Raw genomic sequence first — 26,557 nt, 5'->3', positions numbered from 1 at the left:
CCCCGCAGATCGCCTTTTTCATCGAGCCCTCCTACCTCTAGGATGTAACGACTCAGTTTTGCAGCCTTCATCTGAGGCACCACTGCATTTGATAGCACACCCTCTGTCCGGGTCCCCGTGTGTAAATGAGCCTTCCGGATTTAAACGCCCAAAAAAGGGGACGTTGACCTGCGTCAACGTCCCCTTTTACTTCTCAAGCTCCCAGACAAACTTAGAATATACAGCAGTATAATAATTTATTATACTGCTGTATATTCAATACATTACTTAGTTACCTCTCCAAATGCCTATAACTCCCTCTTCACGAGAGACGAAACAATGGATTAAACATTGCACTGTCTCCCTAATCCACGATGGGCCAGCGCTTTCCCGTCTCTGACCAGGCGTTCCAGTCGCGCACGTCGCCGTTGATGGCCCATTCTTTGATGGCGTAGTAATCAAAATCGGGATGGCTTACCGAGGTGGCATGGTAGTAGCGCGTGCGGGGCTGGTCTTCTGGCACCTCGTCCACCGGCGTGCCCCACTCAGAGTAGTTGGGGTCCCCCATGGCCTTGAGGAGCGTGGCTGCCAGGTCTCGCTGGCTCACCGGGGCCCAGGAAGTCTTCATGGGCTCGGCGGCTTGGGCCGCATCCTCTGCAGGCTTCACCAGCAAGAATGGGCTGGTGGGGCCGTCGATGTCGTCGGCCAGATACCAGTAGCCGTGATCTGCAGTCACGATGATGGTGGTTTGGTCATAGATGCCCAAGCGCTTGAGCTCGGCCATGTACTGTTCCACCGCCAACAGCGCGCCGCGCGTCTGGGCCACCACATCGGTGTCCTCTGCATCCACACGCTCGCCCTTGTCATTGAGGGTGACCGGGTAGTGTGAACCCATCATGTGGATGAGCTTATAGGTGCCCTTGGAAGTGACGTCCTCGTTTTCCTGGAATGTGAGCCCATCGCTCTTGAGGTCCTCCAGATACTTGGCATCGTCCAGGACAAAGGGGTCGTCGCCCGTGGAGGCAGCCAGGATATCGCCGGAGATGTCTCCAGAGTAGAACCAGAAGGGCGGCTTGAGCGCCCAGGGAAGCGAGCGATAGAGCGACATTTGCCAGAGGGATGAGACCGTGGGCCAGAACTGGGTCTGAATGTCGAGGACATGGATGTTGTCAGCCCGACCCTCCAGAGGGGTGGTGCCCTGGGGGATGTCGCTGGAGTAGAGGTCCACGCTATAGCCGTTGTCTCTCATGGCGTCCACCAGGCTTTCCGCCTCATACCAAGATGAGATGGTACCGGTGCCGTAGCTTTCGTCCTCATCGGTGAGATAGCGGCCGGTAATGAGATCCGTCATGGCATAGCGGGTGGGGATCATCATGCCCGAGCAGTTGGCGTAGTGGGTAAAGCCGGTGTAGTTATCAACGATGTCCGGATACTGCTCCAACACCTGGTCGAAGTAACCGTTGTCCACCGTGTCCAGCACGAACATCACCACGTTGTGTCCTTCTGACACCGTGTCTCGATCTTGAGTGGTGACCATGGGGCGGCCGGTCCAAAGGGTGTCGGGGGCACCCATGGACGCAAGGTCGCCCTCGGCTTGCTGCAGGCTGCTCACCAGCACCCCCGACTGCACGCCCACCAGCACGATAGAGAGAATCACCACCGCTGCCTTAAGCGTCTTGGCGCTAAAGAGCGCCCAGGCCACCGCTGCCGCCATCAAGGCCACCCATACCAGCGAGCTCACCAAGGTGATCTGGAGGAAGTTTCCCCATACCACCTCTTTGCCGTCGGCCACAGGCAAGCCTACGTTCATAAAGCTGCCTTGGACAAACACTGCCACCGAAAGAGCGCCGATAAGAGCGGCCACCACAGTAAAGGCCCTACCCCTCACCAGGGAGGTCAGAACAGAGAGGGCTAGCCAGAGCGTCGCGGCAAACACCAGCAGCGCAGGGGTTACCACGTCCAGGCCAAAGATGAAGCTGTCCAGACTGCTGGCCATCATGGAAAGCGGAGTCACCACGCCCAGCGAATAGATAAGGCAGCCCCAGGCCAAAAGCGACAGCACGAAGCGAGGAGCCCAGCGCAGGTTCTGAGGCTTATGAGGGCCTACCAGCTTCTCATCCTCCAAGGCTTTGCGGTTGGCTTCGCGCAGCAGTTGCTGGCCCTCATCGGAAGCCGGATTCACCTCATGAACCACAGGGTCATGGACCTTGTCGCGGTTCTCGTCGATGTTCAATGCCTTATAGAGGCGCTTGCGCAGACGGCGCCATACCACGCCCAACACCGCAGAGAGCGCCACCGCCACACCTGCCAGCGCCTGGATGGTATAGGTCACCACCGAGGGATCCACGTAGGCTTGGGCCTGCGTGGCAAAGCAGGCCAGATAGAGCGCGGCCAGCACACACACAAAGAGGCCGTCGAAGAACCAGAGAAAAGGACGCCTTAGCTGCTTATTCATGGGAGTCCTCCTGCTGGCTAGGCTTTGCAAAATGTTTGGGAGTGTAGGGCTTCTCAGAGACGTCTGGGGAAACAGGCGGCGCGCCCTTCTCGGCAGCCTGGGCGTCGTTGGCATCCTGGGCCTCAGCGACTTCTTGGGCATCTGCCGCGTCCTGGGGATCCTGGGTGTACGGGGCATCAGCTGTGTCCTGGCGAGGAACAGGAGCAGAAAGACCCTCGCCCTTCTTGCCCTTCTGAGCTTGGGCCCTGAGCACGGCATCTAACAAGTAGCGACCTGCGGCCTCGCCGCCATGGTCGTGGTTGAAGATGAAGGTGTCGTAGACTTCCTCGATACGGTCGTGCCACTGGGAGGCCTCGTCCACCATAGAGCGGGCGATAGCCCCGATGGAAGCCACCTCTTCCACAGCCACCGACTGGCCGATCTGGTTGCGCAGGGAGATCTCGGTGGGCACGAGGCCAATCTCTTGCCAGTCGGGGTTTCCCACCTTCATGGGCGTGTCTACAAAGAGGGTGGGCTTGTCGGTGGTGAAGGAGAACTCGCAGGCGATGGAAGACCAGTCGGTGAGCAGCACGTCTGCCGCAAAGATGGAGCCTTCGCCGGAGAAGTCGTCCTCAAAGGTGACCTGGCCCTCGGGCACTGCCGAGAAACGCTCCTTGAGGGCGTTCCAACGGGCGCCATAGCGTTTGACATATTCCGGATGGGGGCGCACGGTCACGTCGAAGCCGGCCTCCAACAATGAATTGATAGTGTCGGCGGCACAGAGGTCCAAGATGTTGTCCTCTTGCCAGGAGGGGGCGATGAGGGCCTGGGGGCGATGGGTGGCCTGCGGGCGACTGTGCTTGGGGAGCGTTTCTTGCAGCTCTCGATACTCTTGGCGCTCGCGGTCGAGCAGGTCGTAGCCGATGGGCACAAGATTTTTCGCGGGCACGCCGCGAAGCTTCTCGGAGGCGCGAGTCTCGGCGATCTGGTGGGGGCCGGCGCAAAAGATGGTGTCGTAGTGGTCGTGACAGTTGGCGGCGCCTACCAAATGCATCGAGGTGGTGTGGTGGAGCATGTCCACGTACTCGATGTCTTTGCGCACATAGGAGCGCTTGAGGTAGTAGTTGTCCAGGTCTGCCAGGGAGGCCACGAAGACGTCGCAATCCATCTTCATCATGACGGTGATGAGCTTTTGGACACTCATGTAGTAGGGAATGAGACGTGGCTGGCTTTGGTGAATCTCAAAGACCTGGTCGTTGGGGTCGTTGGTGATGTAGTGGATGCGGATGTCGGAGTGCTCCAACAGCCACTCGATGGCGCCCCGAAAGTACTTGTAAAAGCCGCTGCCCTCGCTATAGAACACGATGGATTTGTCCACCACGTCGTAGAAGCGCGCGATGTCCTCGCGCTCGCGCTTGGCCAGCGGGTTTTTCTCGTACCACTTCTTGTCTGAGGCCGAGAGGTCTTCCAGCGCCTGGAGCTCTGCTTGGGAGGCGCGCAACGCGTCGTAGTCCACGAGCTTCTTGGGATTCATGATGAGGTTGCAGGCCAGCTGCACCACGATGGCCATGAGGTTGGAGCAGATCCAGTAGAAGACCATGCCGCTGGCCACCGAGACCCCCAGTATGGCAGACAGGCCAATGGAGAGGCCGTTGGTGGAGGCCTTCTCCGCTTTGCCCTGCTCTCGCTGGAGAGGGTTGATGTGGTTTTGGGCCACCCCCAAGATGGCCGAGGAAGCTGCTGCCAACACCGGCATGATCCATGACCAGCCGCCGTCGGTTACCGGCACAAGACCCAAAAGCGCCGTTCCCGGCTCGCCCGAGGCTACGATGGAACGGATGACGTCTACCAAGCCAAAGAGGATGAGCACCTGGATGGCCAGAGGCAGCATGGAAAGCAGGGGATGATAGCCCTCCTGCTTATAGAGCTTGTTCTGCTCCTCGCCGATGGTCTCCTTGTCGCCAAAGTGCTTCACTTTGATGGCGTTTACCTGGGGCATCAGGCTCACTACCAATAGAGAGTTCTTTTGGCACCAGAGCGAGATGGGCAACAGCAGGATCTTGGTGACAATGGTGAACAGCACAATGGCCAACCACCAGTTACCGGTGACCGTATAGCACGGATCCAGAATGGTGCTAAAGAAAGCAGCCAGCATTTCCAGCATGTACGTATTCCTTATTCGAAGGCTTTATCCAGGGCACGAGCGGAGTCTGCCCAGGTAAACGCGGTTTCTACTCGATGGCGAAACTCATCAGAACGGGCTTGACGATCCTCTGGACTCAATGCCGCCAGACGCTCCAAAGCCGCCTGCACAGAGCCTGCTTCCAAGCTGCAAAGCTCCCCAGGGCCGCCATCTGGGCCCAGCACATCTTCTACACCGCCCACAGGGCTTATGACCGGCAGCGTTCCCCAGGCTCCCGCCTCCAAAAGCGAGGTAGGCATACCCTCCGACAGGGTAGGCGACACCCAGCAGTCAGCCTGGAAGAGCAGGGCCGACACGTCAGCCTTATCCAGGCGCCCCACATAGGTGGCGTTAGAAAGCTTGCTGCAGCGCTCGCGCACCTCATCGTCCAAAGGCCCCGATCCCGCAAACACAAAGGAGACCTGCGGCAGGCACTCAGCCACACCCAGGCAGGTAAGCACGCCTTTCTCGGCTACAAAACGGCCGATAAACGCCGCCACAAAATCCTGGGGCCCAGTAGATGCCAGAGAGCGGAAGTCGCGATTGGAGGCCTGGGCCCTAAAAGCAGCGGCAGCAATGGCGTTGGGAATCACTCGCTGAGTGCGGATATGAAATTCTGCGGCAAGCCAGCGGCACGCAGCCAGCGAAATACCTGCATAACGAGGCTCATAGCGAGCACCTAGGCGGGTGATGATCTTCTCGTAGGCAGAGATAGCGTGGTCTGCCAGGGGGTTTCCCAAGGTAAGGGGCGCCGACCCATGCTCAAGCACCACCGCAGGGACGCCCTTTGCCTCTGCGTAGCGAAGGCCCTCCAGCGAGTGGGGGTAAAAGCGCGTGTTCACCAACACGCGATCACAGGGAAGCTCCAGCAGGTAGTCCCAAATGCGCTCGTAGGCTGCCGTGCGGTGGGTGATAGGCAGGCGGCCGTTAAGCAGTTGATAGGCAGGAAGCCTCACCACCTCGAAGCCCTGGGTGTCTTCGCGGCTCGACGTGTTGGGCACCTGAGAGGTGACTACGGTCACTCGGTGGCCCTGGGAGGCGAGCTCTTTGGCCAAGGAGGCAGTGAAATTCTCGACACCTCCCATGGATGGAAGATATTGAGCCGAAAAGATCACGTAGGCATGGGTTGAGGCCATAAAAATAATCTTTCTGGTCAAAAGGTTAAAAGGGTGGCCGCCTCGTATGTGTAAGAGATACTAGAGGTATGGACACTTTGGCTCTATAGACAAGGTATAGAAGCGTTCACATCATAGAATGTCGACCTCAAACCCTGGAGTAACCCCATGGAAACCACACCCTATCCTGGCGATTCTCTAGATCGTCTCCATCATGAGTTGCTGGAAATGCTCAAAGTCTTTGACCAGGCCTGCAAAGATGCGCACCTCACCTACTTCATCGAGGGAGGCACGGCCCTAGGAGCCCTTCGCCATGGCGGCTTTATCCCCTGGGATGACGACGTAGACGTGTCTATGCCCACCGATGACTACACCCGCATGCTGGAAGTGCTCCCCCGCTACTTGCCGAAGGGCTATTCCCTTCATACCTGGGAAAATACCCCCCACTACACCCGCCTTTGGGCGACGCTCTGGCGCGACAACACCCGCTTTCAAGACAGCGTGGCAGTAGAGGCCGGCATGGAGCAGGGCATCTTCTTAGACACCTTCCGCCTGGTGCGCCTGGATCGCAACCCTGGCATCGCCGCCCGCCAACGGCGCCGTCTGCTCTTTTGGCAGCGCATGGCCTACCTCAAGTATCTAGCTCATCCCCACAACGTGCCCAACCGCGCTCTCGAGCTGGCCTGCCAGGCGGCCCATGGAGTGGTGCGCCACATGTCAATGGCCCACATCGCCCAGATGTTTGAGCGCGCCTGCCACACAGAGAACCCCGGCGACCTTATGGTGGACGCCACCTATGCCGACTACGAGCCCATTCCCGCCCAGGACCTGCTGCCCCCGGTTCCCATCAAGTTCGAGGGCGTCGAGCTTATGGGCCCCCACAACATCGAGGCCTACCTCACTGCCACCTATGGCGACTGGCAGGCGCTTCCCCCTGCCGACAAACGCTACACCCATGCACCGGAAGTCTTGGATTTTGGCGACGGCATCAACGTGGTGGAGGCTGCCAAGAAGCAGTCCTAGCGACTGCGCCGGATCGGCGCCTGGCCACCCATAACGCACACGAAAAAGGGAAGTCTTTCTCGGCTATGAGAAAGACTTCCCTGCTTGCGATGGCGACTCGCGCGCTGCCGCTCGGATTACGCGCTCTTCTTGCCAGGGATGAGCTCGCTCCAATCGTCGGCAGAGGCAAGCACCGTGCCGCAGAGGATGGCGATGCAGCAGACGATCTCGATGAGGCTGGGGACGTGGCCCAAAAGCACCAGGCCCAGCACCACGGCCCAAGCCGAGTAGGAGATGTTGGCCGCCATGGCCTTGGCGGCGCCGATCTTGTCGATGCCCTTGTAATAGAAGAGGTAGGAGACGGTGCCAGCCAACGCGGCGCCGGCGATCACGGCGGTGGCAGGGGTGGCGAACACCTGGACAGCGAAGGGCCAGGCGGCGAAGAGCGGCAGGATCACTGCCAGATAGACCAGGCCAGAAGTGGTCTCGCGGATTTGCAGGGCGGTCTCGTTGTCCACCGAGTCGTCGCGCATGCCCCAGGCCAAAAGCACCGCCTCGCTGCCCCAGCCCACTACGCAAGCAAGAGCGGCCAGAATGCCCACCAGCGCGTCTCCGGGCATCTCCATATCGCTGGCGGCCACGCCCATCACGATGATGGCAGCCATAGCGACAGCTAATGCGATCCAGCGCTTGAGCTCCATCTTCTCCTTGAGCACGAAGACGGCCAAAAAGGCGCCAAAGGCCGGGTAGAAGCTGGAGATGATGGCGGTGATGCCCGGGCCCAGCTGGTTGATGGCCACCACATAGCCGGTCATGCCAAAGGGGCCGCCCAGAAGGGCCGCGGCAGCGACCACCTTGCCGCTGCGGGTTTTGAGGGCGGCCACCGTGTCTTTGAGACGCCCGCGCACGGCCATGATCACAAACATCCACACGGCGCAGAAGACGTCGTGAAAGGCGGCGCTCACAATGGCAGCGAAGGCCAGCGCCTCAGCGGTGCCCACGTAGGGTGCCATGGAGAGGGCGATGCCCAAGATGACGGTGTCCAGGCCCCAGAGCAAGCCGCTGGTAAGTCCGTATCCCATAGATGATCCTTCTTTCGTCAGGTGAGCCGTGCGGCAAAGGCAGGTGGGGGTGATCCTGCGAGATGACCAAAAGCGACTAGCAGGCGGGGGCGGGTTTCTCGGCATCGCCTGCTAGGCCATAGAGCTCGGCTGCCAGGGTGAGGTACTTCTTGGCGTAGCGGTAGTAGATGTAGAGCCACTCGCCGATGAAGTCGCCGTCGCTCTCCTTGAGCAGGCTCCAGCAGTACCAGCACCAGCCGCACATGCCGATCATGGCCAGGTTGTGGCGGCGCTCCTCGGGCGTGGGGCGACCTTGATAGTAGAGGTCGATGGCGTCGTCCACCTCTTCGTCGGAGAGCTCGCAGCAGACCGAGAAGGTGGCCAGGTCGTTGGTGGAGTCGCCCATGCCGGCGTACTCCCAGTCGATGAGGTTGAAGGTGCCGTCCTGCTCGATCAAGAAGTTGAGGTAGAAAAAGTCGTTATGGGTGACGGTGACGGGGGCGTCGTCTTGCTCCATGGCAGCATGCACGCGCTCTGCCAGCTCGTTCCAGACAGCATACTCCGGCACCTGGATGGGGCCTTTTTCGAGCAGCAGCGACTCGTAGTGCTTGGCCTCTCGATAGAAGTCGAAGGTGCTCTCGAGCTTGATGTCCGACTCGTGGAGCTTGCGCGCCACATCCATAGCCTGCTTGAGGCCCTCGTGGCTGTGCACGTCGATGGTGGTGGCGTGGGGAACGAAGCGCGAGATCTTCCAGCCTTCCTCAGGGTTCGCGCAGATGAAGGTGGAGTCCAGGCCGTTGTCGCGAGCGGCCGTGAGGGCGTCCAACTCACTTTGACGGTTGATGATATTCTCGGTACCTATGCCGGGATGGCGATAGACGTACTCGCCGTCGTTGGTGGCAAAGTGGCAGGAGAGGTTGGTGAGGCTTTCCTTCAAGGGGTAGACGTCGTGGATCTCGGTGCGAGAGCAGCCTAGGGCGGCCGTGATGTTGTCGATGATGTCGGAGTCGATGTTGTCTAGGAAGAGCGGGTCAAACTCGCGCAGATCATCCAGGGAGTCGAACTCGTGGATGATGGGGGTCTCATAGCGGCGGATGCGCATGTCAAGCTCGCCGATATGGTCGATGTAGAGCTCCTCCCAGAGCTTGGGCGCGGTGGCGGGACGGTCGTACTCCTCATCGAGGATCTCGCGGAACTTGACCGAGAACTCGCGGTCGAAGTAGACCTGGCCCAGCATGTACCAGCCACACTGGCCGCCGATCTTCACCTTGGTGATACGCCCATGGGGCCCGCAGGTCATGACCCACTCAGAGGTTTCGCCCTGGGCGTACTGGGCAGCGTAGTAGGACTTCCATACGTAGGCCTCGAAAGGGTTCTCCTCGAAGTAGTCGTCAGAGCTGCAAATATACGTGTTTGCCAGCTTGTCCTCTACCGCCTTGAGCGACGAGTTGTTGTTGCGGGAGGCATACTCGCGGTTCACCACGATGGTGACCTGGGGGTATTTGTCTTCCAGATAGAAGAAGAGCTCCTGCTTATAGCCCACCACCACATAGATCTTTGGGATGCCGGCGCCGATAAGCTGCTCGATCTGACGCTCGATGAGCACCTGGCCGCGCACTTTGAGCAGACCCTTGGGCTGCTCGTAGGACAGCGGCACGAAGCGGCTGGAGAGCCCCGCCGCCATGATGACCGCGTTGTCCACCTTGTAGGCTTCCAGCTCTTCTTGGCCTTTGGGGGTGAGTCCCTGCTCATTTATCAGGTCGCGCCCATCTAAGCTTTTGAGCGCTTTGTTCACCGTGGCCACGCCCAGGTGCGCCCGTTCAGCCAGAGTGCGCTGGGTAGCCATGCCGTCCAAGAGCGCCCGAGCCACACGAAACTCATTATGATCAAGAGCCATAAGGGGATCCTTTCTTCTCGAATCCATCATGGCTCTGTTCTAAAATCTTGTCAATACGTTGTTTGCGAACACGTACCCCATTGCATAAGCGAACGACCCGCCCCTGCCGAGAAACCCGTCCCCTCCTTCAAAGCCTGCTCCTGCGGTCGGACACTCCCCTATTGCCGAGAAGCGCTGCCCTCCTTGGCTGCGCAGCCCCTAAGCCCAGAATTTCTCTTGGGGCCTGGGATAGACCACATCGGGCACCAAGTCTTTCGCCGCATCGTAGACATGCTTGGCATAGACCAGGTCTTGGAGCGCGATGCCGATGTTGTAGACCAGGATGCGCTCCTCGTCCGAGGTGCGGCCAGGCTTCTGGCCGCTGACTACCTCTGCCACCTCGGTGAGGCGGGGCTCGAAGGCAGCGTAGTTCTTGAAGTTGTGCAGATGGCCTCGGTCGTCGCAAAAGACCTTGTCAAAGGTGAGGTCGCACTGGGTGAACCCACGCGTGTGAACGGGAATGAGCGTGATGCCTGGCGCGAAAGCAGAATCGTCATCGATAAAGTCTTCAGGCGTATAAGTGACGCAGGAGAAGGCCACCTGGCTTTGAGCCACCAGCTCTTTGACATCGTCTACCACGTGAAAGGTAACCTCGGGCATGGCGGCGAAGCGCTCTTGGAAACCCTCTTCCTGCCCCTTGTAGGCCAACAACGTGACTTCAAGATGCCGCTCTGGCACTGCGGCGCGCAGACAATCCAAGGTAGCGCGCGCAGTGTTTCCCAGACCGATAAACCCGACCCGCGTAAACCCGGGGATCCCCAGCAGCGCAGCGCTATGGGCTGCCACCGCACCCGTGCGCGCATTGGTGATCCAAGTGGCATCCATCAAGGCAGAGACGCTATTGGTCGCAAGATCTGAGAGCAATAGGTTGCCGTCGAGAGCCGGCTCTGCATGGGGCAGACGAGTCACCAGCTTGACGCAGGCGATGTTGAGAGCCGGCGCGATGGTGGGCATCACGTTGTAAAAGCTTCCCGACAGATGAGGGGGCTTGAGGGAGATCTTTGGAGGAAGCATGGCATCGGCTTTGCGCTCGAGCGCCTCTCGCGTCCACTCAAGGCAATCCTTCGGGGTAATCCCCAAGTTCTTGATGTCTTCGAACGAGATGATTTTCACAGGGCCACCTCACATCTCATAGCGCGGGTCGACCTCTTGGAGCTCTGCCAGAGAGTCGATCTCGTTGATGTCGTCAAAGGTGCAGGGCTTGATATGCACCTGGTAATGGTCGCGGAAGAGCACGCAAGGGACGTCGTCCCAGAAGCGTTGGCGGTTATTCTCGGCATCGAAGGCTTCGACGAGGTCAGAGGCCAGCTGCTTGCCGTCGGCGGCAGTCCAATAGCTCACGCCATACATGTGGTAGCAGTCTTTTCCGCCCTTGTGGAGGTCGCGGATGATGCCGTCGTAGGCGTCGAAACACCAGTCGGGGGTGGAGTCTACCGGCACGCCCAGGTACCAGGAATGGAAGCTGTAGGGGGTAAGCAGCTGGGGGTTCTTGAGGTAGAGGTCGCTCTCGAAGACGAAGGCGTTCTCAAAGTGGTTGCCCGCCGCCAGCGCGCTGGAGATGTTGTTGGTGGTGGCGTAAAGGGGGTTGTAGATGAGGGTCACCTGGGGGTATTCCTGGCGCAAAAGCTCGAACTCCGGGGCCAGATAGCCGGTGACCACGTAGATCTCTTGGATGCCCAGGGCGACAAGGGGCTCTATGAGGGTCTCGATGATGCGGCGGCCGTTCACGTTTACCAGCGGCTTGGGGGTGTTGATGGTGATGGGGAGCAGGCGGCTCCCCATGCCGCTGGCCAATAGCACGGCGCGCTTGGCCCGATAGGGCTCCAGCTCCTCCAGCTCCTGCGGGCTCGCCTCACCGGCCATAGCCTTGCTCGCCAGCACCTCGAAGCGCTCTTCTGTCAATGGGCTCACGTTGCCTCCTGTGTCTTTAGGGCTCAGATGTTAGTGCAGGGATGCCTGCTGCAGGCGTTTCTCGGCAGCTTTGCCAAAGGTGACTGCCGCTTTATACCAGGTGTAGAGCCACTGGCCCACAGGGTTTCCCATAGCCTCCTTGTACATGGCCCACACATACCAGTACCAGCCCACCACGCATACCGCTGCCAGAGCGTGCCATTGCTCTTGGGCAGTGGTCTCGCGGCCATAGTAGAGCGGCAGGATATCCAAGGTCTCCTCCACGGAGTAACCCGAGCCCTGGGCCACAAAATTTCCCAGGTCGCAGATGGGGTCGCCCATGGCGGCGTACTCCCAGTCGATGAGGCGCATCTCGTCGCCGCGCACCAGGAAGTTGGGGCCATAGAAGTCGTTGTGGCAGAGCACGGGCTCTTTGACCAGGGAGCGCATGCGGGTGGCGATGGCTTCTACGCGGGCCATGAGCTCGTCGAAGTCGCGGGGCAGCGGATAGCCGCAGCCCCTGAGGAGGCCGGCGATCTTGACGCCCTCGGAGAAGAAGTCGAAGGACCAAGGCGAGACCTTGCCGCTAGTGTGCAGAGTGCGAGCCATGGAGAGAGCTTGGGCCACCTGGTCGCGGCTGGCGTAATCCAGCTCCGAACAGCCGTCGACGAAGCGGGAGATCTTCCAGCCCTCGACAGGATCCTCGTAGATGAAAGTATCGTCTAACCCCAGGTCACGGGCTACGGTCAAGGCAAAGGTCTCTGCCTCTCGATTGATGATTTTATCGGTACCTGTACCGGGGTGGCGGTAGATGTAGCGCTTGCCCTCCACCGCAAAGACCGTGGAGAGGTTGGTGAGGCCCGCCTTCACCGGGCGCACATCGCAAATCTGCTCGCGCTGGCAGTGAAGCGTCTTGCAGATGTTGTCCAGAATACGGGAGTCCACATTGGCAAAGAAGTCCCGGTCAAAGGCCGTAAGGTCTGCCAGGTAGTCAAATTCTTGAATGACACCGGGCTCCACCAGGCGCACGGCCATAGACAGCTCTTGGGCATGCTGAGAAAAGATGGCCTCCCAGAGCTTGGGGGCGGTGTCGCTGTTGGCATACTCGGCCTGAAGGATGGACAGATAGGTCTCGCAGAACGCTCGGTCCAGATAGCAGGGCCCTTGCATGAGGTAGTCGCCAGTGCCGTCTTCGCGCACTTCGAGCACGCGGCCTGCAGAATCTGCCACCACAGTCTCCTCGTTGGAAGAAGCCTCGAGCGGGCTCACCGTGCACCAGGACTCGTAGGAGTACGCGGGGAAGATGTTTTTAGTGAAGTACTGGTCTGATGAGATGATGAGCGAGTTGCCCAAAAACCGCCTGGCAGCCCAGAGGGAAGAGTGGTTGTTGCGGGTAGCGTACTCTGTGTTCACCACGATGGTGACGCCGTAGCGCTCCTCAAGATAAAAGAACGCCTCTTTCATGTAGCCCACGACGATCACGATCTCTTGAACGCCGGCCGCATGGAGCTGCTCTATGAGACGCTCGATGAGCACTTGGCCGTGCACCTCGAACATGGCCTTGGGACGCTCGAAAGAGAACGGGGCGATGCGCGCGCCCACGCCAGCCGCCAAAATGATGGCGTTGCCTACGCGATAGGGGGCCAGGGCGGCCTGGGCCGCAGCCGTGGGCTCCCCTGCCTCGTTCAGCAGACCGGCAGCCTCAAGCTCGTGCACCGCCTTGTTCACCGAGCCCAGCGCAATCCCTGCTTCTTGGGCAATAGCCCGCTGAGAGGCGCGGGGGTTGGCCTGCCTCACCCGAAGCGTCTCGAATTCATAGCGCGTCAACATGAATGAGTTCCTTATATAGTAGGGACAGCGCCCTGCTACTCGCGCGTCCTCGCACTCGCTAGAACTAGGGGACGCTGCACATTTATATATACCACTGCATACTATAACGTTCATGTATGCACGATAGCACTATCACCATGAACACTCCTGAAAGGAACCTTATGCCACTGGTGGATCGCACCCTCCCCTACGACGAGCTTGTGCTCGTCTACCCCGATGCCGCCCATACGGCGAGCAACCGTGCGGCCAGCGACCTTGCAGCTGATGCTACTGCTAATGCTACGGTCGCCAGTGCCACCATGAATATCAACTGCACTGCAACATCCTCGCTGCCCAGCATCCCGTTGCCCGACGGTTACCGCTGGTGCGCCCACCCTGAGCAACACCGATCCCAGTGGTCCCAGCTTATGGTCGCCTGCGGCTTTCCCTATACCGCCAACGAGGCCCAAAGCTTTTGGGATGTCATGGAAACCGCTGATCCTGCGGCTTTCGCCGCCAACCTCTTTTTCATTCTTGATGCCGATAATAACCTCGCTGCCACCTGCAGCCTTTGGCCAGGAGCGCACTTTGACCCCGCACGCTGGAGGCTTCATTGGGTGATGTGCGCTCCCGAACACCAGGGGCACGGGCTCGCCAAAGCCGCCTGCCTGGCTGCCTGTGAGGCCTACAGCCAGGCTGCTGCAGCCGGCACGATGCCGCGCCCTCTCTATGTGGTGACCGAGGCTCAATCCTGGGCAGCCATACGTCTCTACGAGAAGCTGGGGTTTGTGCCCTACGAGGGAGCTACCTGCAAAGCGAGCGCCGAGGAAAACCACGCTGCTTGGCGGCAGGCGCGAGGGCTGATCAAGGAGCGCTACGGATTTGAAGTGTGAGGCGAGGCCTAGGCTCGGTGCCTCGAGAACATCCCCTTGGCCACTGCTGCCACCACGCTTTGACGCTGGCGGCCATAGGGCTTGCCAGAGAGGATGAGGCTTTCCACTTTGAGCTCACCGAGACGCTCGCGCCCGCATTCGTAGGGATTGCCCGAAAGAATGGCCATATCGCAGATCTTTCCGGCTTCCAGCGAGCCGCGCTCTTGCTCATCGAATGTGGTCCAGGCGCCGTTATAGGTGCACATACGCAAGGCTTCCTGAGGCGTAAGCGACTGCTCTGGAATGTCGTGGTTGCAGGCGCGTTCCATCCAAAGAATGGGGTCGGGATCGGTGCAAGGAGCATCACTGCCCGCAGAAAGCACGATGCCCGCATCCCAATAGCTGCGAAGGGGGTTGAGTTTCTCGGCACGTGAATCGCCGAGGATCTCGCGGAGATAGGAATCGGGTTCCTGAGGCCAATTGATGAAACTGGTTTGCATGGGGAACTGGATGTCATGGGCAGCGCAGAGCTCGAGGCCCTGTGGTGTGGGAAGGCAGGCGTGAATGATGCCGTGGCGGTGATCGGGGCGGGGGTTCTCGTCGATGACCTGGGCCAAGCACCGGGCAGCCTGGTTGAACGCGGCGTCGCCGATGGCGTGTATCTCGATTTGCAGCCCGGCGCTGTGGGCGGCTCGGCAGAAGGCGAGAACCTGCTCGTCGGTGTAGTAGAGGACGCCCGAGTTGGCTGAGTCATTGGAGTAAGGCTCCAAGAGTGCTGCATCCTGGCTGCCAAAACAGCCGTCGAGGGCGCACTCGAAGCAGCCGCCGATGCGCGGAAGACCGCGCTTTTGAGCCACCTGGATGTCCATTGACTGGGGAAAGACGCGGATGGCGAACCCCTCCTGGGCGCTCTTGGCAAGCCAGGTCTCCAGGGTGATGTCCAGGTTTCCCGCGAAGCCCACCCCGCTCACACTGTGGACCATACCGATGCCCTTGGACGCTAGGTAGTCCATGGTCGCCTGGATGTTGGAAACGAGCTCAGGAAGGGAGAGACTGCCGGTGATGAAGTCTGAGACCGCGAAGAAGGCTTCCTGGTTCATCTCGCCGCTTTGAGGGTGGTAGCCGCGCAGATCTTTGACCTTGGGTTTGACGAGCTCCAGGAGCGCCGAGTTCACGATGCAGGCATGGCCGTCATACTTGACCATCATGATGGGCCTGTCAGGGCAGGCTTCGTCGAGCTCCCGGCGAGAGAGCAGGCAGCCCTCCTCCACCGAGTAAGGGGAGGCACCAAAGGCGATGAGGGTCTTTGCCCGGGACTTCGCAGCGAAGTCGCGGATCATGCTTTGAATCTCTTTGTTGGAGCGTGCGTCCATCACATTGAGCCCTGCATGGAACGTCGCGAAGGATGCCAGATGCTCGTGAGTGTCTACGAAGGCGGGGCAGGCCACGCTGCTTCCCAGATGAATGCAGGGAGCCGAACAGTACTCCCGAGGCAGCCCGTTGCCCACGTAAAGGATGCGACCTTGGTCTTCTACCAGGTAGGAAGCCACGGAATCCTGCGTATCCACTGTGAGAATAGTGCCTTCGTAGACCTGCATTGCTCCTCCTGAAAGTTGACTGCCGCATGATTTATTGTGGCATAGATGCGGGGCCCAGGATTTGGGGGCTGCACTGAGGGATGGGTGCGAGCTGCGATGGAGGGGCTTCTCGGCATGGAGGGTTACCAACACATACCGGTGAGCATAAGGCGTGCCCAGAGATCACGACGCCGAATTTGTGCTTGACCGCTCCAGTCAAAGGAATATCCCAGAATATTGGCAATGCGTTCAAAGATAAGATTGCGACGAACCTCATCTTTACATATTGTACTATCCATGGTCACTACCGTATATCCCAATCGTTCCATTACATCGCGGCGCTGACGATCTTTTCTGATTTGATTTTTATTCTCATCATGCTCTTGATTGCTATCGTATTCATAAACCAGATGGTGATTGGCCCACAAGCCATCAGGTTTTATTGCTTTTGATCCACCCAATAGATAGGACAATTTGGGCTCTACCTCTATAGTTGCATTGAGCTCTGGAGTAGGCAGACCACAGCCTCCCAACTTTTTAGGCAGTGAGAGTGCAAGCTGCACAACTGTTTCCATAGGCGAGTGAGCATTATTTGCCACATAGCACATGGTAGTTATAAGCCGTTTTATGCCCAACGGTTTGGCTGAGAACGAGCGTGCCAATTGAACGATTGTCTGAGTAGAACACAAAGGTTGCTTGAAGTAAGCACATGCATCTTTGTGAGGCAAACAGAAGTAATCGCCGCAGAGGTTTGAAATCAGTACTGCTAAATGAACTACATCCACTTCACGGGCGCGAAGAGCTAGGTATCCCGCAGGTCCTACTACTTGAAGCGAATCCAGCCCCACAGGCGGTTTGACATTAAAGAGAAACCCGCCCGGCAGCATTGCCGTGTATTGATGGGTTACCACACCGTTTTGTTTTCCTGCTCGATTGACCGGCAATGTAAGAAAATGCAGCGGCACCTCATGTGTGGGAGGTGTCCCCAACAGGCTATGCGCGAAAGCTAGCTGGGACTCCCACCAAACTTGAGATCTCACTGCCTTCGCACAGGCAACATTTGAGGACGCCTGAGCAAGAAGCTCTTGGCTCTCTGCCGTTGGGATACTTGTCGCTGGCAGCTTGGATGCAAAATACATCCAGGCGACTATGTCACAAAGAATCGCGTTCATGGGCAGAGCGTGCAACGGAACTCTGTCCATTTTCTGGCACAAATCTGTCACTTTTTTGTCATTTGGTACCATATCTTATTGATGTATTTATCTTATTAAGAAAACCCGCTGGTAGCTTTATGGATGCATTTTTGATTTTTCCATAACTTATTCATACTGCTTTTTTCTTTTCATAGAGTGTCCATGATCTGGTGGGTACGTCGAGATAGCTCTGATGGCACCTCTTGTGCACGAAAGCTTTGACATGACTTGTGGCCCATCGAGGCTGCACGGAAAGCGTATGTGTCTGCCAGCTGGTGCACTTTGGAAGATATGAATGCCAACCAGGTCAGACTGGAAGGCTTTTGGTGTCAGAACTCTGCCATAGAGGCAAGAATGGCGGCGGCTTTTGCTAAACCTCAAGATAAAAGTAAATAGATTGGCAGATCTAAGGTATTTGCATCCTGCCAAGGATGCTGGATTGGAAGATTGCGCTGCCAAGGAAACCAGGTTGGCAAACCTTTTTTGCCAAGATCACGCTGGGCGTTCTTACACGGGTCCTAAAGCAATAACCTCGGCCATCATAACTGCGACCAAATCTAGCCTCAGCCCTCGGCAATAGCTACCAAATGCAAAGCACCTGGGCACATAACCCAGGTGCTTTGCAAAGACATACAAGCGGATGAGTTGCATAACCAGCTAGCTGAAGCAACTCAACCAGCCCCTACTCCCCCAAAGCCTCGACTACCTTGGCGGCCATGGCATCGGTGGAAAGCACACACTCGGCGGGGGTGGCGTCATCGACGATGTCGACGGTGCGCCAACCGGCGTTGAGCACGGACTCCACCGCAGCTTCGATGGTGTCGGCGGCAGCAGACTCCCCGAGGCCGTGGCGGCACATCAGCGCCACGGAGAGGATCTGCGCCAGCGGGTTGGCGATGCCCTGACCTGCGATATCGGGTGCCGAGCCGTGGCTTGGCTCAAAGAGCGGCGTGCCATCGCCCAAGCTGGCGCTGGCCAGCATGCCCAGGGAGCCGGCAACCATGGAGGCCTCGTCGGAGAGGATGTCGCCAAAGGTGTTCTCGGTGACGATGACGTCGAACTGCGCAGGCCGTGCCACCAGCTGCATGGCGCAGTTGTCCACCAGCATGTCGGAGAAGGCCACCTGGGGATACTCGGCAGCCACACGGTGGGACACGTCGCGCCAGAGGCGGCTGGTGTCCAGCACGTTGGCCTTGTCCACCGAGCACACCTTGCCCTGCGGACGCCCCGCAGCAGCCTCGAAGGCATAACGCACCACGCGCTCGATTTCGCCCTCGCCGTACTCGCAGGCATCGGAGCACCATATGCCCGGCTCGCCATCCATCCCCGCACCGGGAGCGTCCTCGATGCGCTCGCGCGCACCAAAGTAGAGGCCACCGGTGAGCTCGCGGACAATGAGCATGTCGACTCCGCGCACCAGCTCGGGCTTTAAGCTGGAAGCATCCGCCAGCGCGTCAAACACGTGCACCGGCCGCAGGTTGCAGTAGAGCCCCAACGCCTTGCGAATACCCAAAAGCCCCTGCTCAGGTCGGGGGTGCGAGGGGTCGGTGGAGTCCCACTTGGGTCCGCCCACGCTGGCCAGCAGCACAGCATCGGCAGCTTGAGCTGCCTCCAGCGTAGCCGCAGGAAGCGGGTCCCCACACTCATCAATGGCCGCACCGCCAATGAGCTGCTCCTGGCAGTTCACCTCAAAGCCAAAGCGCGACGCAGCCGCATCGAGCACCTGGCAACCGGCCGCCATGATCTCAGGGCCGATGCCGTCGCCGGGCAAGCAGCAGATGTTATAGCTCCTCATGAGCGTCCTCCAAAGTAACGCGTGCAGTAAATAGGAACGTCGCAGCTCAGGAAGCTGCAGGGTTATCGGCGCCAGGGTTATCGGCTGCGGGGGCGGTGGCAGCAGGGGCGGTTGCCATCTTGCGGCGGGTGCGCTCCACAAGGCCACCGGCGTCAATGATCTCTACCAGAAAAGGCGGGAAGGGCTCTGCCGAGAAGGACTCGCCCGTGTCCAGGTTGCGGATGAGGCCCTTGTCGGTATCGACGGCAACGGTCTGGCCATGCGCGATGGCGTCGACGGCGGGCGGGCATTCCAAAATGGGGAGGCCCATGTTGATGGCGTTTCGGTAGAAGATGCGGGCGAAGCTCTTGGCGATGACGCAGGAGACGCCGGCGGCTTTGAGGGCCACCGGAGCGTGCTCGCGGGAGGAGCCGCAGCCAAAGTTCTCGTCGGCGACGATGAGGTCGCCGGGCGTCACCGAGGCAGCAAATGTGGGATCCAGGTCCTCCATGGCGTGGGCGGCCAGCGCGGCCGGGTCCGAAGTGTTGAGGTAGCGGGCGGGAATGATGACGTCGGTGTCGACGTCGCGCCCGTAGCGAAACGCGCGTCCTTCAAAATACATGGCGCTCCTTTCGAGCGGAAAGCGTGAAGTCGGAAGGCGTGGGGCCGGAAGACGGTGGACAAAGCGGGGTGAAGCGTGGGGCGAGCTGCCGAGAAACCCGTGCTCCCAAGGGTCGATGCCCCTGGGATGCCGGGGCACAGGGCGGCTGCGCAGCCAATCGCGGCGTTAGTCCAGGTCAGCGGGGGCGGCAATGCTGCCGGCCACCGCGCTGGCGGCAGCGACGGCAGGGCTTGCCAGGTAGACCTCCGAAGACTTGGCGCCCATGCGGCCCACGAAGTTGCGGTTGGTAGTGGAGACGCAGCGCTCGCCCTCGGCCAGGATGCCCATGTAGCCTCCCAAGCAAGGGCCGCAGGTGGGGGTGGAGATGACGCAGTTGGCGTCCAGGAAGATGTCCATCAAGCCCTCGATCATGCACTGGCGCCAGACCTCTTGGGTTGCCGGGATCACGATGCAGCGGACCGTGGGGGCCACCTGGCGGCCTTCCAGCACGTCGGCAGCTTCGCGCATGTCCTCGATGCGCCCGTTTGTGCAGCTGCCGATGACCACCTGGTCGACGGCCACATGGCGCGACTCAGACACCGGCCGCGTCGCCGAGGGCAGGTGCGGCCAGGCCACGGTGGGCACGATGTCGGCGGCGTCGATCACTAGAGTGCGCGCATAGATGGCGTCGGGGTCGGGAGCGTAGGCAGTCCAAGGGCGCTGGGTGTGGCCGGCAAGCCAGGCTTCGGTCTTCTCGTCCACCTCGAAGAGGCCTGCCTTGGCTCCCGCTTCGATAGCCATGTTGGCGATGGTGAGGCGGCCTTCCACCGAGAGATCGCTGATGGCCGAGCCACCAAACTCCATGGCCTGGTAGAGGGCGCCGTCCACCCCAATGGTGCCGATGATATGCAGGATGACATCCTTGGCAGAGACGTCGGGGGCCAGCCGGCCCTCCACCTGGACGCGCAAGGTCTCGGGCACGCGGAACCAGGCGCGGCCGGTGGCCATGCCCACGCCGGCGTCGGTGGAGCCCACGCCGGTGGAGAAGGCGCCCAGCGCGCCGTAGGTGCAGGTGTGGGAGTCGGCGCCAATGACCAGGTCGCCGGGTACCACCACGCCCTGCTCGGGCAGCAGCGCATGCTCGATGCCGGCGCGGCCCTGCTCCCAGAAGTGCGTGATGGAGTGGGCGTGGGCAAAGTCGCGCATCTTCTTGGTTTGCTCGGCGCTCTTGATGTCTTTGTTGGGCGCGTAGTGGTCGGGCACCAGGCAGACCCGGTCTGCATCCCACACGCCGCCGCCCAGATCCTCCACCACATCGATGGCGATGGGAGCAGTGATGTCGTTGGCCAGCACCAGATCCAAGTCGCACTCCACCAGCTGGCCCGGGTGCACCTCAGGCAGTCCGGCGTGGGCAGCCAAGATCTTCTCAGCCATGGTCATAGGTCGGGTCATAGATTGCTCCTTCGAGATATGTCGATATCGCAGGCTGGGACGCTGCAGTCTCAAAAGCTGCCGAGAAACCCGCCCGTCCCTACCAGGGGTGGCAGGGGTTCTCGGCATTACAGGCGCCAGGTTAAAGCAGGTGCCAGGTTAATTGCCGGAGCGGTCGCGGGCGTCTGCGATGAGGCGGTTGAGCGCGTTGATATAGGCCAGGGCGGAGCTCACAATGATGTCGCCGTCGGAGCCGCGTCCAATGTAGACGCGGCCGTCGGCAGCCACCACGCGCACCGTGACCTCGCCCAAAGCGTCGATGCCGCGGGTGACGGAGGAGACGGAGAACTCGGCAAGGTCGGCGCCTACGCCCACCACCTGGTCGATGGCCTTATAGGCAGCGTCCACCGGGCCGGTGCCGTAGGCCACCACGGTGGTTTGCGCGCCGTCTTCGCCGGTCATGGTAAGGGTGGCTGTGGGCGTGAGCGGCTGGCCGCAGGAGATCTGGATGGCGTCCAAGGTCCAGATGGCGGCACTGGTGCGCTGGCGCTCGTTGACGATGGACTCCAAATCCTCGTCGTAGACCTCTTTCTTTTTGTCGGCCACCTCCAAGAAGGCCTGGTAGATGGGCTCGAACTCGGCGTCGGTGAAGCGGTAGCCTAGCTCTTGGTATCGATGGCGCAGGGCGGCGTGGCCGCTGCGGGCCGAGAGGATGATCTGCGAGCCGCCGGCGCCCACCATGGCGGGATCGATGATCTCGTAGGTGTCGCGGGCCTTGAGCACGCCGTCTTGATGGATGCCCGAGGAGTGCGCGAAGGCGTTGGCGCCCACGATGGCCTTGTTGGCCTGGACGTTCATGCCGGTGATGGAGGAGACTAGGCGGCTGGCGCGGGTGAGCTCGCGGGTCACGATGTCGGTGTGGGCGTCCAGCTCTTGGCCGTGCATGGCCAGGGCCATGACCACCTCTTCCAGCGAGGTGTTGCCGGCGCGCTCGCCCAGGCCGTTGATGGTGCACTCCACCTGGGTGGCGCCGTTGCGGATGGACTCCATGGCCAGGGCCGTGGCCATGCCCAGGTCGTTGTGGGTGTGCACAGAGACCGTGACGTTCTCGATCCCGGAGACGTTCTCCATAAGCGAGCGGATGCGCGCGCCAAAGTCCCAGGGCAGGTTGTAGCCGGTGGTGTCCGGAATGTTGACCACCGTTGCGCCGGCGTCCACCACTGCTTGGATGATGCGGTTCAAGAAGGCCTGGTCTGCGCGGCCGGCGTCCTCGGCGTAGAACTCCACGTCATCCACGAAGGACTTGGCGAAGCGCACGGCGTGGACGGCGCGCTCCAGCGCCTGGTCCTCGGTGAGGCGCAGCTTGTCGCGCAGATGCGAAGGCGACACGCCCAGACCGGTATGGATGCGGGGGCGCTTGGCGGTTTGCAGGGCCTCGGCGGCCACCTGGATGTCTTTGTCCACCGCACGCGTGAGCGCACAGACCGTGCAGGCGTCGCCGGCCAGCCTGCCGATCTCTGCCACGCTCTTGAAATCGCCGGGGCTCGACACGGGGAAGCCCGCCTCGATGACGTCCACGTTCATGCGAATGAGCTCGCGGGCCACGATGAGCTTCTCCTCGGTGTTCATGGACGCGCCCGGCGACTGCTCTCCGTCGCGCAGCGTGGTGTCGAAAATAGCGATCTTGCGGGTCATGGCTCCTCCTTAGCTTAAAGGGCCGCTCCCGATGCACAAAAAAGCGCGCGGCGGCCCCAGGTCGACGCGCGCTTCTGACAGGCAGTGGTTAAGCTCGCGTCTTGGTAGCAAGAGCGAGCAGAAGCTCAGAGGACCAGCAGGCCCCGAGGATGATTGCAGCACGACGAGTGCCAACGCAGACGACACGATGGGTGCTCATGGGGCCTCCCTTCCCTAAAGCTTCAAGCCAACTGAAACGAAAGTATAACCCAATGCGCCCTTACGCACAGCCCCCGTAACCTGACGGCTACCTAAACGCCCCGTTGCCCAAAGCAGCCAGGAACCCAAGGGCGCCCACTGAGACTGCGGAGTTTCTCGGCAAGGATCGATACCGAGAACCCCTGCCGCCTAGGACAGGAGCGCCGGGTGGGATGAAAGGGATTATCGGTAGCTACATGACTTGGAGGTCGTCGGGGTCTAGCTGGGACTCCTGCTCTTCTTGGGCCACATAAGCCGCGATGTCTTGAGCCTCTTTGGGCACCGGCTTTTTGAGAAGGGTGTAGACCAGGGCGATGGTGGCGGCGTCGGCCAGGATGCCCAGAAGCCCGGCCCACCAGAATTGGCCCATGGTGGGAAGCATGAGGAACCCGCCAAAGGGAACGCTGGCCCCAGCCCCTTGGGTAACGGCCATGATGACGGCGCCGGCCACAGCACCTCCGCATCCGGTGGCAATGACGCCCCGCACCAGGTCGTTCATGATGATGGGCAGGGTACCTTCGACGATGTTCACCACGCCCATAGGGACGGCGGTTTTGAGGGTCTCCACCTCGGCGGCAGTGTAGATGGGCTTGCGGAAGAGCTTGGAGACCAGGTAGGCGCAGCCAAAGCCAATGGGCACGCCGGTGTTTGCCAGCTGAAGGACGGTGACAGGGCCGTCGATGCCCTCTGCTTGGAGGGTGAGGGAGAAGGCGAAGACCGTCTTGTTGATGGGGCCGCCAAAGTCCACCACGCCCAGCACGCCCACCAGCGCGCCAAAGAGGGTGTTGGACGCGCCGCTCATGGAGTGCAGGAAATCGGTGAGGGCTTGGGTGAACCAGGCCACCGGAGCGCCAAAGACGTAGACCATCACCAAGCCGGCGCCCAGGCAGGCCACAAAGGGAACGATGAGTGTGGGGATGAGGCCCTGGGCCCAGTCGGGCACCTTGAGATAGCGCAAGGCTGCGGCGGCCAGCCATCCGGCCACGTAGCCGCCCAGGATCCCGCCGATGAACCCCGCCTGCACGGTGATGGCAGCAAGACCTGTGACTAGGCCTGGGGCAATGCCGGGCTTGCCGGCGACGGCAAAGGCGATACCGCAGGAGATGATCATGGGCAGCATGTTGAGGGCCGCGCCGCCCAGCGAGGCCATGGCATCCCAGAGGCTGTAGGAGCCTGGTGTGAGGGTTTGAGCCTGCGTGCCGCCCAGCGCCATGCCTATGGCCATGACGAATCCCGCCCCGCACACGATGGGGATCATATAGGAGATGGCGGTAAGCAGGGCTTCTTTGAGGGCAGCGGGTTTAAAGAGGTCTCTCACGGCGCACTCCTTTGAGGCGGCAGACTTGCAGGCACCGCTGACGCTCTGAGGTTCTGGCGCGACCCTGCACTTTAATGCGGCCCGGTCGCGTGGGTTTCCTAGCAATTACGGGACGTCAGCTGGCCTTCAGTCTACAGGTTTCAGGGATGCGGCCAAAACCCACTAATCTAATTATTAACTTCCATCCGCTCGATGAAAAGCACGGGAGGCCCCAAACCTCTCACCCGAAGCCTCTCGTGCCGGAACCCTCAATGCGCTTGGAAGCACGCGCTACCTAGACCGCCTGGCGGGGCCCGTCTGGATAGCGGGCGCAAAGGCGCTGATAGGCGGCAACAACTTCCTGAGGCATCTCCACATGGGCCAAGAAGCAGCTGCCGCGAGGCCCATAGCCCTCCGGAGTGTCCCAGAGCCGCTGCACCTCCCCAAGCAACAGGGAGCGATAGTGATCCAGCGACCACATAGCCTCGGGCGCCTCTAGGTATACCAGCTTCCCATCTTTCATGCCCACCTGGGCCTGCCAAGCAGCGTAGTTGACCCAACAGGCCTCCGAGGCCTCCAGCTCCATGGTGGACGAGATGCGACGTTGAAACGGCATGTCATGGATGAGCACGAAGCGCGAAGCGTCGATGGACCGCTCATCCAAAAGCGCCAATAGATTGATGACGTTATAACCGCAGTTGGTAGATTCTTTTTCTAGCAGGTCTACAGAGAGCCCGTAGCGATGGCCCAGATAGGCATTCAACATCTCTGCCTCGCTGGCCCCCGGCGAGATGGCACCCTCTGGCAAGCGAGCCGAAAGCGCATCGTAGACTCGCGAGGTCGTATGCCCATGACCGCCGGCTATGGCATAGCGGGTGGCCACCCCTGCCTTCATGGCAGCGGCCAGAGCATCTGCGGTGGCAGGGCCGCCCCCACCAAAGAGCACGGCCACGTCTGCCGGTCCACCCAACTTATCTTCCACCGCGCAAGCGGTGAGCTCGGGCACGTCGCGTACACCCACAAAGCTCGCGATAAGGTTGAGATCCTTTGCATCTTGCTCCAGGGCCGCGCACTCCTTAGAACCCTGAGCAAAACCGGTGCTCTGGCAGTCCTCAAAGGTGGTACTCATAAAGGTTCCTTTCCACAAGGGGCGGGTTTCTCGGCAGCATAAGCGATGGGACAGGCAAGGAAGCCCTGATAGGAAGGCGGGTTTCTCGGCAAGGCCAGGCTGCCGAGAAGGACCCCGTCTCAGAGCTTGCAGGCGCGCCGTGGGATGGATGGGCGCGTGAGGGTGAGACACTAGCAGGCGTCGCAGGAGACGTCCTGGCTAAAGCCCAGGACGGTGGGGGTGGAGCGATAGCCGATGCCCATGCAGTCGATGCCGCGGTCGATGAGCTCGAAGAAGTGCATCTGGTCGCGGATGGCGCCGAAGCCCTTCACCTGGATCTCGCCGTTCCCCGCTTCCATCATGAGGTCCACTACCTCGTGGGTGGCGCCCCTCTGCTCGCCGCCGGTGTAGAGGCCGGTGGAAGACTTGATGAAGTCGGCGCCGGCGTCTACGGCGCAGCGGGTGCCGCCCTTGATCTGCTCGGGGGTGAGGGAGTCGGTCTCGATGATGACCTTCACCACGACGCCCTTGGCGTGGCAGGCATCCACCACGGCGCGGATGTCCTGGGTGACGTAGTCCAGGTCGCCAGAGCGCAGGCGGCCGTAGTTGGCCACGATATCCAAGTCCTGGATGTCATAGCCGTCCATGATGGCCTGGGCTTGGGTCACCTTGGACTGAGTGGAGCTGGCGCCAAAGGGAAAGTCGCACACTACGCAAAGGCCGGTGTCGGTGCCCCCCACGATGGGAGCAACGATGGGCAAGCTGGAGGGGTTGATGCAGATGGTGGCACATCCGTAATCGATGCCCTCCTGGGTGTACTTCTTGATGTCTTCGACGGTGAGCTCGGGCTTGAGGACAGACTAATCGATGTAGGCAGCGAGCTCGGCACGGGTCATCTCAGAAGCGGGCTTGGTGGGGACCATGGTATTCCTTTCTGGAAGGGATTTTAAGGACGATTAGAAGATACGACCCGCTGAGCGCGTCTTCGTCCAGCCCTAGAAAAATGGCCCTTTGTTACTGAGCGTTCTGTACATTTGCCTTACCCCGGCACGGGCCTCGCCTGCTCCTCGCGTGCCTGCCATCTCACCGACCTGCCACACATTTGCCTGCCAGCTCCACTGCTATCTGCTCCACGCTTTGTTGCCACCCCCACTCCAACCTGCCAGAGAAGGCAGATTGGAAGGCCTACAAGCCAAAGTGGGTAGAGTGGCAGGCTTTTGCCCTCAAATCGCGTGATTCTCCACCGTTGGCCTGCCAATCTACTTAGTTTTGTCCCGGGATTTGACTGCGCCCAAGATAAAACTGCCTAGATTGGCAGTTTTATCTTCCACACCGGACAGATTGGCAGACCTACAAGCCTCCGG

18 protein-coding genes and 1 pseudogene are annotated in these 26,557 nt (G+C 60.4%); 2 read left to right on the top strand and 17 right to left on the bottom strand.

Going from position 1 to position 26,557, the window contains the following annotated elements:
• Positions 1-343: 343 nt before the first annotated feature.
• The 3 genes from E5334_RS03390 to E5334_RS03380 are packed head-to-tail and all read right to left on the bottom strand — an operon-like array spanning position 344 to position 5,731.
• Positions 344-2,434 (bottom strand): sulfatase-like hydrolase/transferase, encoded by a 2,091-nt coding sequence (locus tag E5334_RS03390; protein ID WP_167604281.1) that lies wholly within the window; start codon positions 2,432-2,434, stop codon positions 344-346.
• Positions 2,427-4,577 carry a membrane protein insertase YidC gene (gene yidC / locus E5334_RS03385; protein WP_136012212.1) on the bottom strand — a complete coding sequence of 717 codons (2,151 nt, stop codon included), beginning with the start codon at positions 4,575-4,577 and terminating at the stop codon, positions 2,427-2,429. The genes E5334_RS03390 and yidC overlap by 8 nt, the downstream gene beginning before the upstream one ends.
• Before the next feature lie 11 nt (positions 4,578-4,588).
• Positions 4,589-5,731 (bottom strand): glycosyltransferase family 4 protein, encoded by a 1,143-nt coding sequence (locus E5334_RS03380; RefSeq protein WP_136012211.1) that lies wholly within the window; start codon positions 5,729-5,731, stop codon positions 4,589-4,591.
• A gap of 147 nt (positions 5,732-5,878) precedes the next feature.
• On the opposite strand from E5334_RS03380, the gene E5334_RS03375 reads away from it, so the two are divergent.
• Positions 5,879-6,733 (top strand): LicD family protein, encoded by an 855-nt coding sequence (locus tag E5334_RS03375; protein ID WP_136012210.1) that lies wholly within the window; start codon positions 5,879-5,881, stop codon positions 6,731-6,733.
• A gap of 116 nt (positions 6,734-6,849) precedes the next feature.
• Here E5334_RS03375 and E5334_RS03370 read toward each other — a convergent pair whose 3' ends face one another.
• The 5 genes from E5334_RS03370 to E5334_RS08755 form a co-directional block, all read right to left on the bottom strand.
• A complete protein-coding gene (locus E5334_RS03370) occupies positions 6,850-7,794 on the bottom strand; it encodes a DMT family transporter (RefSeq protein ID WP_136012209.1) in 945 nt (314 codons plus the stop codon).
• Between the two features lie 76 nt (positions 7,795-7,870).
• Positions 7,871-9,670 carry a phosphotransferase gene (locus E5334_RS03365; protein WP_136012208.1) on the bottom strand — a complete coding sequence of 600 codons (1,800 nt, stop codon included), beginning with the start codon at positions 9,668-9,670 and terminating at the stop codon, positions 7,871-7,873.
• A gap of 198 nt (positions 9,671-9,868) precedes the next feature.
• Positions 9,869-10,822, bottom strand: a complete 954-nt coding sequence (locus E5334_RS03360; protein ID WP_136012207.1) for an ornithine cyclodeaminase — start codon at positions 10,820-10,822, stop codon at positions 9,869-9,871.
• Positions 10,823-10,831: 9 nt separating this feature from the next.
• On the bottom strand, positions 10,832-11,620 hold the full coding sequence (locus E5334_RS08760) for a sugar phosphate nucleotidyltransferase (RefSeq protein WP_275438905.1): 789 nt from the start codon (positions 11,618-11,620) through the stop codon (positions 10,832-10,834).
• A 30-nt stretch (positions 11,621-11,650) separates the two neighbouring features.
• On the bottom strand, positions 11,651-13,429 hold the full coding sequence (locus E5334_RS08755) for a phosphotransferase (protein ID WP_265591931.1): 1,779 nt from the start codon (positions 13,427-13,429) through the stop codon (positions 11,651-11,653).
• A 161-nt stretch (positions 13,430-13,590) separates the two neighbouring features.
• On the opposite strand from E5334_RS08755, the gene E5334_RS03345 reads away from it, so the two are divergent.
• On the top strand, positions 13,591-14,301 hold the full coding sequence (locus E5334_RS03345; RefSeq protein WP_167604280.1) for a GNAT family N-acetyltransferase: 711 nt from the start codon (positions 13,591-13,593) through the stop codon (positions 14,299-14,301).
• 8 nt (positions 14,302-14,309) lie between these two features.
• On the opposite strand, the gene E5334_RS03340 is transcribed toward E5334_RS03345, so the two are convergent.
• From E5334_RS03340 to deoC, 9 genes and pseudogenes are all read right to left on the bottom strand, one after another.
• Complete coding sequence (locus E5334_RS03340; protein WP_136012205.1) at positions 14,310-15,878, bottom strand: amidohydrolase; 1,569 nt, start codon at positions 15,876-15,878, stop codon at positions 14,310-14,312.
• A 122-nt stretch (positions 15,879-16,000) separates the two neighbouring features.
• Positions 16,001-17,080 carry a hypothetical protein gene (locus tag E5334_RS03335; RefSeq protein WP_136012204.1) on the bottom strand — a complete coding sequence of 360 codons (1,080 nt, stop codon included), beginning with the start codon at positions 17,078-17,080 and terminating at the stop codon, positions 16,001-16,003.
• Between the two features lie 652 nt (positions 17,081-17,732).
• Complete coding sequence (gene leuB, locus E5334_RS03330) at positions 17,733-18,845, bottom strand: 3-isopropylmalate dehydrogenase (protein ID WP_136012203.1); 1,113 nt, start codon at positions 18,843-18,845, stop codon at positions 17,733-17,735.
• Between the two features lie 46 nt (positions 18,846-18,891).
• The gene (locus E5334_RS03325) at positions 18,892-19,446 is read right to left on the bottom strand and encodes a 3-isopropylmalate dehydratase small subunit (protein WP_136012202.1); all 555 of its coding nucleotides are present in this window, start codon (positions 19,444-19,446) and stop codon (positions 18,892-18,894) included.
• Positions 19,447-19,611: 165 nt separating this feature from the next.
• The gene (gene leuC, locus E5334_RS03320; protein ID WP_167604279.1) at positions 19,612-20,877 is read right to left on the bottom strand and encodes a 3-isopropylmalate dehydratase large subunit; all 1,266 of its coding nucleotides are present in this window, start codon (positions 20,875-20,877) and stop codon (positions 19,612-19,614) included.
• 138 nt (positions 20,878-21,015) lie between these two features.
• The gene (locus E5334_RS03315) at positions 21,016-22,551 is read right to left on the bottom strand and encodes a 2-isopropylmalate synthase (protein WP_136012201.1); all 1,536 of its coding nucleotides are present in this window, start codon (positions 22,549-22,551) and stop codon (positions 21,016-21,018) included.
• Positions 22,552-22,981: 430 nt separating this feature from the next.
• On the bottom strand, positions 22,982-24,106 hold the full coding sequence (locus tag E5334_RS03310; RefSeq protein WP_136012200.1) for a PTS fructose transporter subunit IIC: 1,125 nt from the start codon (positions 24,104-24,106) through the stop codon (positions 22,982-22,984).
• A 274-nt stretch (positions 24,107-24,380) separates the two neighbouring features.
• On the bottom strand, positions 24,381-25,214 hold the full coding sequence (locus E5334_RS03305) for a YdcF family protein (RefSeq protein ID WP_136012199.1): 834 nt from the start codon (positions 25,212-25,214) through the stop codon (positions 24,381-24,383).
• Positions 25,215-25,384: 170 nt separating this feature from the next.
• A pseudogene (gene deoC / locus E5334_RS03300) lies at positions 25,385-26,038 on the bottom strand (deoxyribose-phosphate aldolase); the annotation flags it as partial.
• Positions 26,039-26,557: the final 519 nt, after the last annotated feature.

The sequence above is a fragment of the Muricaecibacterium torontonense genome, assembly GCF_004793925.1.
GTDB lineage: Bacteria > Actinomycetota > Coriobacteriia > Coriobacteriales > Atopobiaceae > Leptogranulimonas > Leptogranulimonas caecicola.
Note: the sequence above shows the minus strand (reverse complement) of the source record. Positions and strands in the feature narration are given on the sequence as shown.